This is a genomic window from Pseudovibrio sp. JE062 (genome assembly GCF_000156235.1).
Taxonomy (GTDB): Bacteria; Pseudomonadota; Alphaproteobacteria; order Rhizobiales; family Stappiaceae; genus Pseudovibrio.
Genome location: NZ_DS996812.1, coordinates 139,582 through 157,082, shown reverse-complemented (window position 1 = coordinate 157,082; position 17,501 = coordinate 139,582). Strand labels below are relative to the sequence as shown.

Here is a 17,501-nt window from a genome sequence, read left to right as displayed (position 1 = left end):
GATGCAGTGATGACAGGCGAATGTGAAAACGTCTGGGACGAACTGCTGCAGGACGCCCAGAACCGCGACCTCAAGCCAAGATACACCGGCACCTATGCCGACATGTCCAAACTCAACCCATATCCACGCCACCTCATCACGGCTGAGCAGTACAATTGGGAGTGGTCCGTACTGGTAAGCCGTGGCTGCAAACACAATTGCAGCTTCTGCCTCATCCCTGGCATGCTCGGAAAAACCCGCTACCGGCCTATTCCAGACATTATTAATGAGATTTCTGAAATGGAAACGGATTGGGTGGAGCTTCACGCCGACCACCTGACCGAAGATCGAGACTACGCTCTGGAGCTGTTCAAAGCGTTAGAACCGCTCAAGATTAGATGGGCTGGTGAGACCACTATTCGCATAGCAGATGACCCAGAACTTCTCGAAGCAGCTGCCCGGTCCGGTGCGAAGTACTTGCTGATTGGAATAGAAACCCCATCCAAAGCAGCTCTTAAGCGTGCCGGAAAGGGTTTTGTGAAACCTGAAAACTTAAAATCTCAAATTTCTAACATTCATGCACATGGTATTATTGTCGACACCACAGCAATTTTTGGCTTTGACGAACATACACCAGAAATTTTCATCGAAACCGCCAAGTTCTACCATGACATTGGGGTCGATATTACTGCCCCAGCCATCGCCATTCCGTTCCCTGGTTCACGCTTCTATAAACAGCTGGAACAGGAAGACAGATTACTCTCTGACAACTGGGGGGAATACGATGGCGCCCACGCCGTCTACCAACCAAAAAACATGAGCTGTGAAGAGCTTGAGGCAGGGGCGGAAGAATTCTCGCAGCATTTTTACTCAGTGTCGCGGTCAGCTTCGAGAAAACTTCGTCAGATAAAAGATTTCGGGTTGGCAACCACGCTTCAGATTTCGTGATTGCCAGCGCCTCATACCATTGGAAGGATGGCAAAGCCCAAAGGATCCCAACCCTGGAACTTTTCCGTCCAAAAAAGGAGAGCTTTTACAGCTCTCCTTTTTCCAAAATCTCCCCCCAAGAAGACGCATCGAAACCAAGCAAAAGCTGCTTTCCGCCCGTAATAAGTGGCCTTTTAATTAATGAAGTTTCTTGCATCATCAACGCGATAGCAGAAGCCTGATCACTCACGCCCGCCTTGGTTTCATCATCCAGTTTGCGCCATGTAGTACCGCGTTTATTAAGAACGGACTCCCACCCGAATGTCTTGCAGGCTTCGTTCAGTGCATTTTCATCTGCACCATCTTTTTTGTAATCGTGAAAAGTGTAGTCGACTTTTGATTCATCCAGAAGTTTACGAGCCTTGCGAACACTGTCGCAATTGCGAATACCATACATAATCAACAAGATCAGAACCCTTCATTTCCTCATCATTAGATGAAATATACTCATCTTAACGTTGGAGTGTCTCTCAACAGATACGCATTAAACCGCAAGAAATACATCCCTTAGCGCCTGAATACGCTATGAAATTGCGCTGCTCCCACATTATTTCCTCGTTTCAACTACGCAATGCCCCCTAGACGCATTCATTCATATGGGTAATATCACTAAGACGCCAGAATCCGCCTAATAAGTGGACGGCGAAACCAGAGGGGCCCCTGCAGAACAATTAATTATCTGCATGAGGGGGACAAGGGGAGTAAAAATAGAATGCGTTTAAAGATTGCATCCGCTGCATTGGCTATGACGCTTGCTGCCGGAACTCAGGCAAATGCAGAAACGTTTAAGTTCGCGTTTCAGGGGACATACAACCAACTGGACCCATACAGCCTGAACGAAACCTTTACACTCGGCATGCACGGCAACGTATATGAAGGCCTCGTGCGCCGTTCCGCAGACCTTAAGATCGAACCAGCTCTTGCTGAAAGCTGGGAAGTTCTTGAGCCAACCCGCTGGCGCTTCCACCTGCGCAAAGGCGTAAAGTTCCACAACGGAAACGACTTCACAGCTGACGACGTGGTCTTCTCTGCAGACCGTGTGCGCGCTGAAGGCTCCGACATGACAACCCGCATCGCGAAAGACGTGAAGGTTGTTAAGGTCGATGACTACACCGTTGACTTCATCCTGCCAGGCGTAAATCCAATCCTGCACTCCGAGTGGTCCACTTGGTACATCATGGATAAGGAATGGACTGAAGCAAACAACGCTGTAAAGGTGACCTCTGCTTCTGACACCAATCCAAACTACGCATCTTTGAACACAAACGGCACCGGCCCGTTCAAGATCGCAACGCACGAGCCAGGCGTTAAAACCACTTTCACTGTAAACGACGGTTGGTGGGACAACAAAGTACACAACCTGACTGGCGTTGAGTTCACTCCAATCGGATCTGACGCAACCCGCGTTGCAGCTCTTCTTTCTGGCGAGCTGGACATGGCGTTCCCAATCCCGGTACAGGACATCAAGCGTGTAGACGGCAATGCAGGCACCACTGCTCTGACAGGTCCTGAGCTGCGCACTATCTTCCTCGGTTTCGACCAGAAGCGTGACGAGCTGCTCCACTCCAACATCAAAGGCAAGAACCCATTCAAGGACGTTCGCGTTCGTAAGGCGTTCTACCAGGCAATTGACGTTGACGCGATCAAAGCGAAAATCATGCGTGGTCTGTCCGAGCCAGCAGCTCTGATGATCTCACCATTCCTGTTCGCAAACTCCGGCGACTTCTCTCGTTACCCATACGATCCAGCAGCATCCAAGAAGCTTCTTGCTGAAGCTGGCTATGGTGATGGCTTTGAAGTTTCCATGGACTGCCCGAACGATCGTTACGTGAACGATGAAGCAATCTGTCAGGCAACTGCAGCATTCCTCGCACGCGTAGGCATCAAAGTGAACCTGAACGCACAACCTAAAGCGAAGTACTTCGCGAAGGTTCTCGCGTCCGGTGGTTACGACACTTCCTTCTACATGCTCGGCTGGACCCCAGGTTCCTTCGACAGCTACAACATTCTGTTGAACCTGAACAACTGTCGTGACGACAAAGGCGCTGGTGGCCCATTCAACCTGGGTGGTTACTGTAACCCGAAAATTGACGAACTGACCAAGAAGGTTCTCTCCGAAAACGACGAAGAGAAGCGTAACGCTCTGATTTCAGAAGCTTACACAATCCTGAACGACGAAGTATCTCACATTCCTCTGCACCAGCAGGGTCTGGCTTGGGGTGTTTCCGACAAGGTTACTCTGAAGCAGCGCGCGGATAACGAGTTCCACTTCAAGTATGTAGTGAAGAACTAAGTTTACCGCTTAGCCAAAAAAGATAATAGCCCGGCGCCCTCGGCGCCGGGCACCTCTATTCTCAGGAACAACTATAAAACACCATGTTTGGCTTTATCTCCCGGCGTATCGCCATGGCTCTCGTGGTCATGTTTGTCGTAGCCTTAATCTCCTTCCTGCTTTTCCGCTTCGTTGGAGATCCTGTAAACCAGATGGTGGGCATTGAGACCACCCCAGAGCAACGTGAAGCCCTGCGCCAAAGCCTCGGCCTGAATGACCCTGTTCTCGTTCAGTTTTTCCGCTATGTCATGGGTGCAATCCAATTCGACTTCGGTAACTCCTACCAGTTCAAGCAGCCTGTAGCAGACCTGATCGGTCGCCGTCTGCCTGCAACTCTGGAACTGTCCTTTGCTTCTGCAGTTTTCGCACTGGCACTCGGCATTCCAATGGGCGTTTACACTGGTCTGAACCGCGATTCATGGCTCTCAAAGATGTTCCTGTCGGTATCTCTCGTAGGTATCTCCCTGCCAACATTCTTTATCGGCATTCTGTTTATCTTCCTGTTCTCAGTCACCCTGCAGTGGCTGCCAAGCTTCGGTCGTGGTGAAGTCACCCAGCTCGGCTCTTTCTGGGATACAGGCTTCCTGACCATCAGTGGTATCAAGGCAATCATCCTGCCGGCGATCACGCTTGGTCTGTATCAGATGACCCTCATCATGCGCCTGATCCGCGCTGAGATGCTGGAAGTTCTGCGCACCGACCACATCAAGTTCGCCCGCGCACGCGGCCTGCCGAACCGGTCCGTCTATTACATCCACGCACTCAAAAACACGATGGTGCCTGTTATCACCATCACCGGCCTGCAGCTCGGCTCCATCATCGCCTTCGCGATTATCACCGAGACCGTGTTCCAGTGGCCTGGTATGGGCATCCTCTTCCTGCAAGCCGTGCAGAACGTGGATATTCCGATCATGGCAGCTTATCTGCTGCTCACCGCTTTCATCTTCGTGGTCATCAACCTCATCGTAGATATTCTCTACGTTGTGATTGACCCACGCCTGCGCACCGAACGCGGCCGCGCATAAGAAACGGTAAGGACAACAATCATGACAGATAACACACCAACCGTTTCCGGCAGCGAGGCTTCAGAAGCCTCCCGCTCCGCATTAGCTCGTTTTCTGGACAGCGACCTGCTGCACAGCTTCCTCAGCTCCAAGGTTACCGTTCTGGCGGCAATCACAACGCTGGGTCTGATGCTGGCCGCTCTGTTTGCACCAATCGTGGCACCGTTCAACCCGTTCGATCTGGCGCAGATCAGCATTCTGGACGCGCGCATCCCGCCCATCGGCATGGAATGGTCCGACCCACGCTACCTGCTGGGCACCGATGATCAGGGCCGTGACCTGCTCTCCGGCATCCTGTACGGCATGCGCATTTCACTGGCAGTGGGCTTCCTGTCCGTTGCATTTGCAGCTGTTCTCGGCATTTCTCTCGGCCTGATCTCCGGTTATGTCGGCGGTCGCACAGATGCGATTATCATGCGTATCGCAGAAGTTCAGCTCACCTTCCCGGCAATCCTGCTCGCGCTGCTTATTGACGGTATCGCAAATGGTATCTTCGGTAACATTGACCGTGAAACCTGGGCGATCTGGATCCTCACCTTCTCCATCGGCCTGTCCTTCTGGGTGCAGTATGCACGTACAGTCCGCGGCTCCACGCTGGTTGAGAAGAACAAGGAATACGTTCAGGCAGCCCGCGTGATCGGCATTCCAGCATGGATCATCATGATCCGTCACGTACTGCCAAACGTGCTTGGCCCGGTTCTGGTTATTGCAACTATCAACCTTGCTCTGGCCATCATCACAGAAGCAACTCTCTCCTTCCTCGGCGTTGGTGTTCCATCAACACAGCCATCTCTGGGCACGCTGATCCGCATCGGTAACGACTTCCTGTTCTCAGGCGAGTGGTGGATTGCGATCTTCCCAGGTCTGGCGCTCGCGATCCTCGTTCTGGCAGTGAACCTGCTGGGCGATTGGCTCCGCGACGCACTGAACCCGAAACTGCGCTAGGGAGAGAGACCATGAGCATCTTAGATATTCGCGGCCTCACCGTTCAGTTTCCGAGCCGCAAAGACGTCTTCACGGCGTCCCGCAATGTCAATCTTTCTGTAGACGCTGGTAAAATCCTCGGCGTTGTGGGCGAGAGTGGCGCTGGTAAGTCCACCGTTGGTAACGCCACCATCGGCTTGCTGGAACATCCGGGCCGCATTGCAGAAGGTGAAATCCACCTCGATGGTCAGCGCATCGACAATCTTGATCCGGAAAGCATGCGTAAACTGCGTGGTAAACGCATCGGCATGATCTTCCAGGATCCACTGACCTCTCTGGATCCACTTCAGACCATCGAGTTCCAGCTGGTCGAAACCATCCGCCTGCACCTGCCGCTTTCTAAGGAAGAAGCGCGTGCCCGCGCGGTGGATCTGCTGGATCAGGTCGGCATTCCAAACCCGCAAGAGCGTATCTCGCAGTACCCGCACCAGTTCTCTGGTGGCATGCGTCAACGCGTTGTGATCGCCCTTGCCCTCTGCGCAGACCCGGAAGTTGTCATCGCCGATGAACCAACGACCGCTCTGGACGTATCTATTCAGGCGCAAATCCTGAAGCTGATGAAGCGTCTCTGCGAAGAGAAAAACGTGGCGATGGTTGTCATCACCCACGACATGGGCGTGATTGCAGACCTCACCGACCACGTAGCAGTTATGTACCGTGGTGATCTGGTTGAGTATGGCGAGTCCAAGCAGGTACTGGGTGCTCCAAAGCATCCATACACCCAGAGCTTGATCGCTGCTGTGCCTCGCCCGGACGTGAAAGTGCATCGCTTCCCGCAGGTGGATTACATTGAAGGCTCTGCAAAGCCATTCAAGCAGATCGACATTGCAACCCATTGGCTGGGCAAGGCTCGCGACTACAAGTCTGTCGATGGTCCACTGCTGGATGTAAAAGACATCACCATGAAGTTCCTCACCAAGGACGCATGGATTTCTAAGAACAGACAGTACTTCACGGCTCTGGATAAAGTCAGTTTTGACATCCACGCAGGTGAAACTTTCGGTCTTGTGGGCGAGAGTGGTTCAGGCAAATCGACCATGGCCCGCGTCATCACTGGTCTCTACCATCCAGCAGGTGGCACCGCCCACTTCGCCGGACAGGAACTGACCAGTTTGAAGGACAAGAAGCAGGTTCTGACAATGCGTCGTCAGATGCAGATGATCTTCCAGGATCCGTTCTCGTCCCTGAACTCCCGTATGCGTGTGCGTGACATTGTTGCGGAACCAATCAAGTTCCACAAACTGGCCAGCACCAACAGCGAAGTAAACCAGATCGTTGATGACCTTCTGGAACACGTTGGCCTTGGCGTCGCAGCTGCTGCCAAGTTCCCGCATGAGTTCTCAGGTGGTCAGCGTCAGCGTATCTCCATTGCCCGCGCACTGGCGACCCGCCCACGCTTCCTGGTGTGTGACGAGCCAACCTCCGCGCTCGACGTGTCCATTCAGGCACAGATCCTCAACCTGCTGAAGGATCTGCAGGACGAGCTGGGCCTGACCATGCTGTTCATCAGCCACGACCTCGCGGTCATCCGGCAGATGTGTAATCGCACCGGCGTTATGCGCCACGGCCAGCTTCTGGAAGTCGCGGACACCGAAGACCTCTTCGACAACCCGCAACACGCTTACACCAAGGAGCTCCTCTCCCTGATGCCAAGCATGGAAGGCCTGTCCCGCCAGAACCTCGAAGAAGAACTGGCCTGACACCACCAACATCCCAAACACCACAAAGGGCCCCCACGTGGGCCCTTTTCTTTTGCCTGCATGCCACCAGACAAGTTAACGCAATCCAGCTGCCTCTAACTCAATAGCGTTTAAACTCGCCATCTCAATCTTCACCCCGTATTACCTTCAGAGAAAACTAACGAGGCGCACTAGGATTTTCGTTAAGGATACCGCCGCTATGGTCTGCGCGTCCGCGAGGACTCAAAGCTACAAATGCAATCTCTCCCGATCAGAGCAGGTTTAAAATGAAAAAAACAACTGCTACCATCGCTGGCCTTGGCGCACTGGCCCTTTTCATCTCCCCAGTACTGGCTGACAATCACGACACCGGCCAACCCAAAGTTGAGTTCACCAACCTGTCTTTGGTTGATGGTTCACCTGATGATGGCACCTGCAAAACACGTTACTCCGGCGGTTACACAGCAACTCCGAAGAACGGAAAAGCTGACACAAGTGAAGATCAGGCAGCCTCTGAGGATTCCGGCGTTCTGATTGCAGAGTCTGACGGCACCGTTGGCGAAGGCATCTTCACGATTTCAAACACCTACGAAATCGTCTTTGAAGACAGCGCAAACAACCCACCAGTTGAAGTGCAGATGTTTGCCTCCGGCCTGATCGGTGAAAACCCAATCACCGGCGTATTTTCTGACGGTACCTGCCGTGGTCACATCACTGTTGGGCAACCAGACAAATCCTAACGAAACACGCCTCTAGCTCATCAGAGCACACAACAAACTTTGACTGAGTAAACGAGCAGCTTCTCATGCCGTGCCATCCACCAATGGCGCGGCATTTTCTTTAGCGCACGACGGCCCGTCAAACCCAAAAACCCAGCATTTCCGCCAAATGATTGCGCTGTCAAATATTCGCCAAAGTTAGGCGTACACATAGCAGGTTCGCATCTTCCTTCTTTCGCAGACGAAAACCTGTCATGTTTATGCGCCTTTCCATAATCGGAGTAATCCTCTTACTCCTCATGTCCTTTTTGGGCATGGTCCATCCGCTTGGCGATAGCTTGTCAGTGTTCCGGCTGCCATTGGCGGTCCTGCTCGCAGTCCTCACCCTGTTCTGCTACCGCCAGCCCACCATGATGATCACCGGTGTCATCATCGCCATCTTCAGCAGCGCAACGGTTTTGTGGGCGTATCAGGGAGAAAGCGTTCCAAACAGCTATGACCTCACCGTCTACCAGAAGAACCTGAGCTTCCGCCCCGGCGACCGTGTTGATGTGCTGGAAGATATCCTGATGCTGAAACCGGATGTCATCACCATGCAGGAAGTCCATAAAAGACACCTGCCGCTGATCAATGCGCTGAAGGAAAACTACCCCTACCACATCGTCTGCCCGTTCACAGCAGTCGGCGCTGTAGCCGTGCTTTCCCGCCTGCCACTCGCCACAGATTCTTTCCGTTGTGAGATCGGCCTGGGTATCGCTGCCTTGCATATCCAAAGCAAGGAAGGTCCGCTCTGGGTCGTTTCCATCCACCAGCACTGGCCTTGGCCATTTTATCAGGAAAATCAGGCGGAGCAGATCATCCCGATCCTGTCTGAGCTAAAGGGCCTCAAGCTTGTGGCGGGTGATTTCAACATGGTGCCGTGGTCTCATATTATGGGCCAATACACCGAGGTAACAAACACACAGATGGCTGGCCCGTTCAAAGCCAGCTTCCTGTTCAAAGGCACCTACGCCATGCGTATTGACCATGTGCTCGCACCAAAGGGCGGCCAAACGTTTCTCCGCCCTTACTACGGCTCAGACCACCACGGCCTCTACGCGCAGGTCGACCTCTAAGCAGCCTGAACCTTCCGCGCCACAATAAAGCGGCCCATCGGAGAAGATGGGTAGTTGCCGGTTTCAACAATCTTGAAACCCGACTGCTCAATCATCCGTTCCAGTTGCACCTGCTTCAGGTAGTTCACATAGGGCGCATAACCAACAAGACGCATCACGTTGATCAGCCACCGCCAGTAAAACGGACAATCACCCACACACGGCGTTTTGGTGATAAACAACCCATCCGGCTTCAACATCCGGTGCACCTGCTTGAGAACACTGGCAGGCCCTTTGATCAGATGGACCACATTAAAGGCCATCACCACATCATAGCTCTTGCCCTCAAACACACTGCTGCCAGCGGGAGTATGCACAAAGCTGATATTCTCAATGCCATCGTTCCAGGCCTTTTCCTGCCCAAACTCGATCATCTTTCCGGAAATATCGCTGGCAGTCATGTGCTTGACATGCTTGGCCAAAAGCATCGCGGTTGAACCACTGCCACACCCCAGCTCCAGCACCTCTTGCTCAGGGGTGAGATAAGAGCGAACACGGTCCATTGCCTTCTCATAGGAAGCAACGTCTTTCATAGGACGCGCCACATACCCCGGCGCCTGTTTGTCCCAAAATCCTGCGGAATCCTGCATAGAAAACCCTCCATTTCCTGCAGTGTATCCATGCATATTCTCAAAACAAATTGCCAAAATTCGCAGCTGAGGTATACAAATATGCATGAATTGGCAGAGCGTCTCTTTTGATTGGAACCAGGCACGCGCTTTCCTCGTCACTGCGGAGGAAGGCTCCCTGTCGGCTGCAGCAAGGGCTTTAGGCCTCACCCAGCCCACATTGGGCAGGCAGGTCACAGCACTGGAGGAAGCCCTTGGCGTAACCCTGTTTGAACGCGCTGGACGCTCGCTCTCCCTCACGCAGGCAGGCATGGAACTGCTGGAACACGTGAAATCCATGGGCGAAGCTGCCAACCGCATCTCGCTGACGGCTTCGGGCCAATCGCAGGAGATCGACGGCACCGTCTGCATCAGTGCCAGCGACACGGCTTCAGCCTATATCCTCCCGCCAATCCTGAAGAAGCTCCGCGAGATCGCACCCGGCATCCATGTTGAGATCGTCGCCACCAATGCCGTCAGCGACCTTCAGTTACGCGAAGCCGACATTGCCATCCGCCATGTAAGACCGGAACAGCCAGACCTCACCGCAAGGCTCGTCAGAGAAACAACGGCGCACTTTTACGCCAGCAAAACCTATCTGGACCGCAAAGGCCGTCCGCAGTCCACCAGCGACATGGCAACCCACGAGTTCATTGCCTTTGACCGGCCAGATCTGTTCCTCAAGCATTTCAGCGAAACAGATCTGCCACTGAGCGAGCACAACTTCAAGCAAACCACCGCCAGCGGTCTGGTAGGGTGGGAACTGGCGAGAAACGACCTCGGTATCATCGTCATGATCCGGGAGATCGCAGATAAGTTTCCAGAGATGGAACAGGTGCTGCCAAGCTTCGAGCCATTCAACGTGCCCTTCTGGCTGGCAACACACCGCGAGCTGCACACCTCCAAGCGCATCCGCCTGGTCTTCGACCTACTGGCAGACACGCTCTCTGCAAAGCAGTGGTTATGCTGAAACAGGCTCTCCGGCCATCACGTAACACAGCTTGTCAAACTGCTGACGCCAAGCAGAAACCTCTGCAAGATACTGCTCTGGCTGGTCAGATCGCAGCGCCGCTGCAATCAGGCGAGCCATCTCAGCGGCATGTTCCACGCCAACGCCCCAGCGCACCAGTTCAGGCGTACCAATACGCAGCCCGTTCATATCGCCGTCCACCTCAGCAATCGGCAATCCGATGCCACAAGCAAGGAAGCCAGCTTTGCGCAGCTTTTTGGAAGCAGCCTGCCCACCTCCAAACTCAGCAGCTTCAATCGCAAACTGGTGCGACTGCGTAAAGCCCTGGGCCTTGGCAAAGACTGGAATACCTTCCGCATCTAACGCCTGTGCCAGAGCCTTGGAGACGGCAATCATCTCTGCAGCATAAGCCTGCCCATACTCTTTCCAATCCAGCATAGTCACCGCCAAAGCAGCAGATTTCGCCGCATCAAAGTTGGCCGTCATACCGGGAAACGCAATAGCATCCATCCGCTCAATCAGCTCAGCATCATTGGAAACGATCAGACCACCAGCAGGCCCGCCAAGGCTCTTGTAGGTGCTCATGGTCATAAAGTGCGCGCCCTCTTCCAGTGGGTTCGCCCAGGCCTTGCCGGCAATAATCCCGCACTGATGAGCCGCATCAAACATCACCTTCGCGCCCACCTCATCGGCGATCTCACGAACAGCACGCACTGGATGCTCAAAGAGGTTGAGGCTGGACCCAACTGTGATCAGCTTAGGCTTTTCCGCAGTCGCAAGCTCACGAAGTCCCTCCACATCAATGGTGTAGCCATCCGCATTCACCGGAGCTGGCACAGTCCGCAAACCATAAAGGCCTGCACAGCCTGCGATGTGATGGGTCACATGCCCGCCAATGGAAGCTGGTGGCGCGATGATCGTATCTCCCGGCTGGCAAGTGGCCATGAACCCATAAAGATTGGCGATGGCGCCAGAAGGAACGCGGATCTCAGCGTACTGTGCATCAAACACTTCCGCACTCAGCTCAGCGGCAATCACCTCAATCTCTTCAATGGCTTCCAGACCCATCTCGTATTTGTCACCGGGGTAACCAAGCGAAGGGCGAGACCCAATACCAGAAGCCAGAAACGCTTCCGCGCGCGGGTTCATTACATTGGTCGCCGGATTCAGGTTGAAGCACTGCTCCTCATGGATCTCCCTGTTCTGAGCAGTCAGCGTATCCAATCTGTCCAGCAAAGCCGCAGAACTCTGCGTTTGCGTACGCTGCGCAACCTCCTGCACCAGTGCTTCACACTCAGCCGGAACCCAATTTCGTTTCGCTAAAACCATCACAACCTCCCAATTGCTAAGAGCAGTGTGCGGACAGGATGCTTGAGAGCGCAAACCAGAATATGTAATTATTGGCCTAGAAAAACTAAGGCTAAGCGATGTCAGTTTCTCCATCCCGCCCCAAAGGCCCGCCCCTCAACGCTCTCCGCGCTTTTGAAGCAGCGGCCCGCCTTGGCGGCTTTGCCAATGCAGCAGAAGAACTGAGCGTCACTCCCGGTGCTGTCTCTCAGCATATTAAAGCGCTGGAAGAGTGGGTCGGCGCAGACCTGTTCGAGCGTCGCTCCCAAGGCGTTCACCTGACGGAGCTGGGACAGGAGATCGCCCCGCATTTCTCAAAAGCCTTTGATGAACTGGGCAACGCCGTCAGACAACTGAGAGCCAAGACCAGTCGCAAGACCATTCACATCGCCGCCCTGCCAAGCGTCGCTCAACTCTGGCTCTCTCCACGCCTGCCCAAAATCCGCGCCGCTCTGCCAGACACCAACATCTCTGTCATCGCACTGGAAACGCCGCCCAATCTGGACCGTGAGATCTACGATCTCTCCATTTTCATCGGCAAACCCAAAGGCACAGCTCAGGAGCGGATCATCGCAGAAGATCTCATCACTCCGGTCTGCGCCCCCTCAACAGCAAGCTTGCTGCAAACACCGGAAGATCTGGAGCAAACCACACTTCTGCATGACGCGATCTGGGTCGAAGACTGGCAGCTCTGGGCAAATGCAAACGCACCAAAACTCAAAGGCTTAAACCAAGGCCCGAGTTATTCCCTCTATGCCATCGCATTGGAGGAAGCCAGAAACGGCGCTGGCGTTCTGATGGGTCACAAAGCCCTCGTTGAACCGTCTTTGCAAAAGGGCGATCTCAAAGCCCCTTTCACCCCATGGCACCCAACCGGAAAGTCCCTCATCCTGGAATGCGCCAGCCTGCCAAACCCACCAGAAGAGATCAGCCAGATCATCTCCCTTCTGACCACGTAGTTTCAACCACTTCCCATAACGTGACTATCCACAGCACCGCGTTTCAACACAACACAGCCAAAACACCGCAAAGAGCCTCAAACCCTATGTGTTCTCTGCAAATTTGATTAAAGCATGATCACAGCTTTGATCACGATCACAGCAGCTCTACATCACATAGGGGAGCTTGCGTATTCACCCGCTCTACAACCTCTTGACCCGCCATCACCAATGGTAATAAGTCCTGATGGTCTGAACTCGGCAACCGAAGATAGCTCTGATGAACACACCCTCAGCCTCCGCAGCCCAAACCGTCAAACTCGACATCACCGGAATGACGTGCGCAGGTTGCGCCTCCCGCTTGGAAAAGACTTTGAAAGCGACTGAAGGTGTGGTCAACGCCACCGTCAACTTCGCGCTGGAAATGGCAGAGGTCGACCACCTGCCACAGATCGCAGCAAACGATCTGGTTGATGTGGTCACCACAGCTGGTTTTGAGGCCAAAGAGCGCCGGGATGAAGCCGAGGCAGCACAAAAGGCTTTTGAAGAGCGCGAAGCACATAGCGACGCAGAAGAACGCAAAACCTTTCAACTTTTCGCGCTATCAACGCTGCTGGCAATTCCTCTAGTCATTCCAATGGTTTTGAAGGCATTTGGCGTGCAGTTTGAGCTCTCTGGCGTGCTGCAGTTTGCATTAGCAACGCCAATCCAGATTTTCGTCGGTGCACGATTCTACAAGGGCGCATTCGCAGCCCTGCGCCATGGCGGCGCAAACATGGATGTCCTCGTTTCTCTGGGCACATCCGCCGCGTATCTTTACAGCGTATACAACGTCTTCTTCGCCTCACAGGCTGAGGCTGCTGACCTTTATTTCGAGGCCTCCGCTGTCATTCTCACCCTCATCCTGATGGGTAAGTATCTGGAAATCAGAGCAAAACGCTCCACCTCTGCAGCCGTCCGCTCTCTGATTGCCCTGCGCCCAACAACAGCCAATAAGATCGTTGGTGACAAGATTATCCCCGTCAGCATCTCTGATCTGCGTTTGGGTGATTACATTGTTGTCAAACCAGGTGAGCGTGTTCCAACCGATGGCCTGATTGAAGACGGAGAAAGCGAGCTGGATGAATCTATGCTCACCGGCGAGAGCCTGCCCGTGCACAAAAACACAGGCGATCAGGTAACCGGTGGAACAATCAACGGTTCCGGTGCAATCTTTGTACGCACCACAGCCCTTGGTGAATCAACACGCTTAGCGCAGATTATCCGCCTTGTTGAAGGCGCACAGGCCTCCAAGGCACCTCTGCAAAAATTAGTCGACAAAGTCGCCGCTATTTTTGTCCCCGTTATCGTCCTGATCGCACTGGCAACCTTCGCTGGCTGGATGGTCTACTCCGGTGACGTCACAACAGCCGTCGGCGCATCCGTTGCCGTCCTCGTTATCGCCTGCCCATGCGCACTGGGACTTGCTACCCCAACCGCTCTGGTTGCGGGCACCGGCGCAGCAGCCAAGGCAGGCATACTTATCCGCGATATCGAAGCGCTGGAGCGGGCACACAAAGTCGACACCATCCTCTTCGACAAGACCGGCACACTCACAGTTGGCAAGCCGGTTCTGTCGGATGCTCAGGCCTTTGACCGCAACGACGATCGCCTGCTGACCATCGCCGCCAGCATCCAGCTGGGCAGTGAGCACCCGCTCGCCAGCGCACTTATCCGCGCTGCGGAAGAGCGCAACCTCAAGCTCACCCGCCCACGCTCCATCAAAGCTATCCCCGGCAAAGGCCTGATCGCAGAGCTCACCGGCCAGCAGGTCTCCATCGGCAACGCAGCCCTGATGAGAGACCTCAACGTCGCACCCTCAATGATGGGCGATGGCCTTGTAAAGACTTATGAATCCGCCGGAAAAACCGCCGTCACAGTTGCTCTTGGCGACCGCGCCATCGGCGTCCTCGCCTTCGTAGACCAAGCCCGAGACTCCGCTAGAGAAGCTGTAGAATCCCTTAAAAATCAAGGCATTCGCACAGTCATGATCACCGGCGACACAGAACTCGCCGCCAAAAACATCGCCGATCAGGTCGGCGTAGACGAGTTCCAGGCCCGCGTTCAGCCAGAAGGCAAGAACGAAGTCGTCAACGATCTGAAAGAGCAAGGCTATCATGTAGCTATGGTTGGCGATGGCATCAACGATGCCCCTGCTCTGGCCACTGCTGATCTGGGCATAGCCATGGGTTCTGGTGCCGATGTTGCTCTGGAAACTGCCGGAGTTACTCTCATGCGCTCTGAGCCGAAGATGATCCCGGCAGCGCTCGACATCTCCAAGGCAACCCTCAGAAAAATCAGACAGAACCTGTTCTGGGCCTTCATCTACAACATCATCGGCATTCCGCTGGCAGCACTCGGGTTACTCTCCCCAGTCATCGCAGGCGCAGCCATGGCCATGAGTTCAGTATCTGTCGTAACCAACGCCATGCTGCTGCGACGTTGGAAACCCAAAAACATGAACTGACATCAGCAATCACAGCCCCATGAAGACAACTTCTGGGGCTGTTTTTCTATAGAGCCTGTTTCGGTTGACCAATCTACGCATTCCCTAGAAGAACTCAGACCAATCAAAACAACTCATTTGCATAGCCAAATACATTCCTCTCACTACTGGCCTGATTAAATATATAAATTCACCTTAGACGGAAAACTAAACGCGCCCACATAAGGTCAACCAATATATAAAATGGTTTGACAACTCTCCGAATCCGTCCAATGCTTTCCAATACATATCGCAGCCTCAGCACTCCTTAGTTTCATCTCACGAATACATTCGCTGCGATAATCAGGGGGGAAGCATATGTTTACGAGAAAGATTGCCAAAGCGACAGTTCTGTGCGCTGCTCTACTTGCAACAACTTCATTCGCCTACGCGAAGACATTGAAACTCAGCCACAATCAGGGGCCAGAGCATCCTCTGCACATTTCCATGCAGCACATGGCTGACAAAGTTGCGGAAGCCACCAACGGCTCACTCAAAATCCGCATCTACGGCAACGGCGCTTTGGGAACTCAGAGGGAATCCATGGAGTTAGTGCAGGAAGGCACCCTCGCCATGGCCAAAACCAACGCCAGCGAACTGGAAGCCTTTGAAGAGTCTTATTCCGCACTGAACCTGCCTTACATCTTTGTTGACGAGAACCACTATTTCGACGTTCTCAGCGGCCCAATCGGCGACGACATCCTAGCCGCTTCCAAAGACAAAGGCTTCATCGGCCTGACTTTTTACGTGGAGGGCGCCCGCTCCTTCTATGCCAACAAGGCCATCAACTCACCAGCCGATCTCAAAGGCATGAAGATCCGCGTTCAGCCATCCCCATCCGCAATCCGCATGGTGGAACTGCTCGGCGGCAGCCCTACCCCAATTGCCTGGGGCGAACTGTACAGCGCGCTCCAGCAGGGCGTGGTTGATGGTGCAGAGAATAACCCACTCGCGCTGACCACAGCACGTCACGGTGAAGTCTCCAAAGTCTACTCCGATGACGGTCACACCATGATCCCATCTATCGTGGTGATCTCAACAACCATCTGGAACACGCTAAGCGCGGACGAACAAACGGCTATTCGTGACGCTGCCAAGTCATCCATGCACTTCCACCGTGCCCAGTGGAACGACATGACCAAGAAGCATATTGAGCAGGCAAAATCTGAGCTGGGCGTGAAGTTTGTTGAGGTGGATAAAGCGCCATTCATTGAAGCTGTCTTGCCAATGCATGCAGAAGCAGCGGAAAAATCTGAAAGAGTTGGCTCCCTGATCACACGCATCAAAGCGTTGACGCAGTAAGCCCTCTACAAGAATGCGAAAGGCCAGAGTAACAACGCAGATCTCTGGCCTTTTGTCTCGCTTGCAAATCTGCTTTATTTAGTATCTTAAGCGTGCAGCAATCATTAAAAATACGCCAACCGCGCAGGCATGGGAGAACAAGCGAAATGGATGGTCAGCGCCGCCGCTATCAGGAAGTAGCTGAAGTCTTGCGCAAAGAACTGAGCAACGGAACGTTCAAGGTCGGTGATCGCCTGCGTCCGGAACGCCAGATTGCTGAAGAAATGAACGTGAGCCGCTCACTCCTGCGCGAAGCAATGATCATGCTTGAGATCGAAGGCTTGATTGATGTTCGCAAAGGCTCAGGCACTTACGTCGTTCGCTTGCCGGATACAGATCAGGTTACTCCCGCTTCTAATCTGGAAGACATCGGCCCATTCGAACTGCTGCAGGCACGCCAGCTGATGGAAAGCAACATCGCGGCCTTCGCTGCATCCATGGTCACCAAGGCAGACATCCTGCGCATGCGCGATGCTCTGGAACGGGAACGCGAAGACCTTGCCAAAGGCTCCGGTGGCTACGAAGCAGACGAAGAGTTCCACCTTCTGATCGCAGAAGCTACTCAGAACTCCGTTTTGGTCGACATGGTCAGAAATCTTTGGCAGCAGCGCACTCGCTCAAAAATGTGGGATAAACTGCACGAACGCATCTTCGACCACACCTATCGCGAAGAGTGGCTTAACGACCATCAGGACATTCTGGACGCCCTTCAGCGCCGCGACCCGCAGGCCGCAAAACAGGCCATGTGGCAACACCTTGAGAACGTCAAGAAGCGCCTTATGGAGCTATCAGACGTGGATGATCCGGCCTTTGATGCCTATCTATTCCAGCAGGATCCACTGACACCCGCGTAACGCGCCAACGGGCATTCATAG

The 17,501-nt window shown here is 53.8% G+C and carries 15 protein-coding genes; 12 read left to right on the top strand and 3 right to left on the bottom strand.

Annotated features, from left to right (window positions below):
- Nucleotides 1-927: radical SAM protein (locus tag PJE062_RS19525; protein ID WP_037037729.1), on the top strand; the 927-nt coding region annotated here is incomplete at its 5' end.
- Nucleotides 928-1,012: 85 nt separating this feature from the next.
- Here PJE062_RS19525 and PJE062_RS19520 read toward each other — a convergent pair.
- Complete coding sequence (locus tag PJE062_RS19520) at nt 1,013-1,363, bottom strand: ArsC family reductase (protein WP_008551554.1); 351 nt, start codon at nt 1,361-1,363, stop codon at nt 1,013-1,015.
- Nucleotides 1,364-1,678: 315 nt separating this feature from the next.
- Between PJE062_RS19520 and PJE062_RS19515 the strand changes: the two genes are divergently transcribed.
- The 6 genes from PJE062_RS19515 to PJE062_RS19490 all read left to right on the top strand — a co-directional run bounded on the left by PJE062_RS19515 (nt 1,679) and on the right by PJE062_RS19490 (nt 8,859).
- A complete protein-coding gene (locus tag PJE062_RS19515) occupies nt 1,679-3,259 on the top strand; it encodes an ABC transporter substrate-binding protein (protein ID WP_008551688.1) in 1,581 nt (526 codons plus the stop codon).
- A gap of 83 nt (nt 3,260-3,342) precedes the next feature.
- The gene (locus PJE062_RS19510; RefSeq protein ID WP_008551674.1) at nt 3,343-4,323 is read left to right on the top strand and encodes an ABC transporter permease; all 981 of its coding nucleotides are present in this window, start codon (nt 3,343-3,345) and stop codon (nt 4,321-4,323) included.
- Nucleotides 4,324-4,344: 21 nt separating this feature from the next.
- Nucleotides 4,345-5,307: an ABC transporter permease gene (locus PJE062_RS19505; RefSeq protein WP_008551641.1), complete on the top strand. Its 963-nt coding sequence runs from the start codon at nt 4,345-4,347 to the stop codon at nt 5,305-5,307.
- An 11-nt stretch (nt 5,308-5,318) separates the two neighbouring features.
- Nucleotides 5,319-7,046 (top strand): ABC transporter ATP-binding protein, encoded by a 1,728-nt coding sequence (locus PJE062_RS19500; protein ID WP_008551515.1) that lies wholly within the window; start codon nt 5,319-5,321, stop codon nt 7,044-7,046.
- Between the two features lie 266 nt (nt 7,047-7,312).
- Nucleotides 7,313-7,765 (top strand): hypothetical protein, encoded by a 453-nt coding sequence (locus PJE062_RS19495; protein ID WP_008551681.1) that lies wholly within the window; start codon nt 7,313-7,315, stop codon nt 7,763-7,765.
- 233 nt (nt 7,766-7,998) lie between these two features.
- Nucleotides 7,999-8,859: an endonuclease/exonuclease/phosphatase family protein gene (locus PJE062_RS19490; protein ID WP_037037727.1), complete on the top strand. Its 861-nt coding sequence runs from the start codon at nt 7,999-8,001 to the stop codon at nt 8,857-8,859.
- Here the strand turns inward: PJE062_RS19490 and PJE062_RS19485 are convergent.
- A complete protein-coding gene (locus tag PJE062_RS19485) occupies nt 8,856-9,488 on the bottom strand; it encodes a class I SAM-dependent methyltransferase (RefSeq protein ID WP_008551383.1) in 633 nt (210 codons plus the stop codon). The genes PJE062_RS19490 and PJE062_RS19485 overlap by 4 nt on opposite strands.
- An 85-nt stretch (nt 9,489-9,573) precedes the next feature.
- Here PJE062_RS19485 and PJE062_RS19480 point away from each other — a divergent pair, with 85 nt between their 5' ends.
- Nucleotides 9,574-10,476: a LysR family transcriptional regulator gene (locus PJE062_RS19480; protein WP_037037725.1), complete on the top strand. Its 903-nt coding sequence runs from the start codon at nt 9,574-9,576 to the stop codon at nt 10,474-10,476.
- Here PJE062_RS19480 and glyA read toward each other — a convergent pair.
- On the bottom strand, nt 10,468-11,805 hold the full coding sequence (gene glyA / locus PJE062_RS19475) for a serine hydroxymethyltransferase (protein ID WP_008551666.1): 1,338 nt from the start codon (nt 11,803-11,805) through the stop codon (nt 10,468-10,470). The genes PJE062_RS19480 and glyA overlap by 9 nt on opposite strands.
- 98 nt (nt 11,806-11,903) lie before the next feature.
- Here glyA and PJE062_RS19470 point away from each other — a divergent pair, with 98 nt between their 5' ends.
- The 4 genes from PJE062_RS19470 (at nt 11,904) to PJE062_RS19455 (ending at nt 17,480) form a co-directional block, all read left to right on the top strand.
- Nucleotides 11,904-12,782 (top strand): LysR family transcriptional regulator, encoded by an 879-nt coding sequence (locus PJE062_RS19470; protein ID WP_008551431.1) that lies wholly within the window; start codon nt 11,904-11,906, stop codon nt 12,780-12,782.
- Nucleotides 12,783-13,041: 259 nt separating this feature from the next.
- Nucleotides 13,042-15,267, top strand: a complete 2,226-nt coding sequence (locus PJE062_RS19465) for a cation-translocating P-type ATPase (protein ID WP_008551601.1) — start codon at nt 13,042-13,044, stop codon at nt 15,265-15,267.
- A 336-nt stretch (nt 15,268-15,603) separates the two neighbouring features.
- Nucleotides 15,604-16,587 carry a TRAP transporter substrate-binding protein gene (locus tag PJE062_RS19460; protein ID WP_008551428.1) on the top strand — a complete coding sequence of 328 codons (984 nt, stop codon included), beginning with the start codon at nt 15,604-15,606 and terminating at the stop codon, nt 16,585-16,587.
- Nucleotides 16,588-16,733: 146 nt separating this feature from the next.
- Nucleotides 16,734-17,480 carry an FCD domain-containing protein gene (locus tag PJE062_RS19455; RefSeq protein WP_008551453.1) on the top strand — a complete coding sequence of 249 codons (747 nt, stop codon included), beginning with the start codon at nt 16,734-16,736 and terminating at the stop codon, nt 17,478-17,480.
- Nucleotides 17,481-17,501 lie beyond the last annotated feature (21 nt).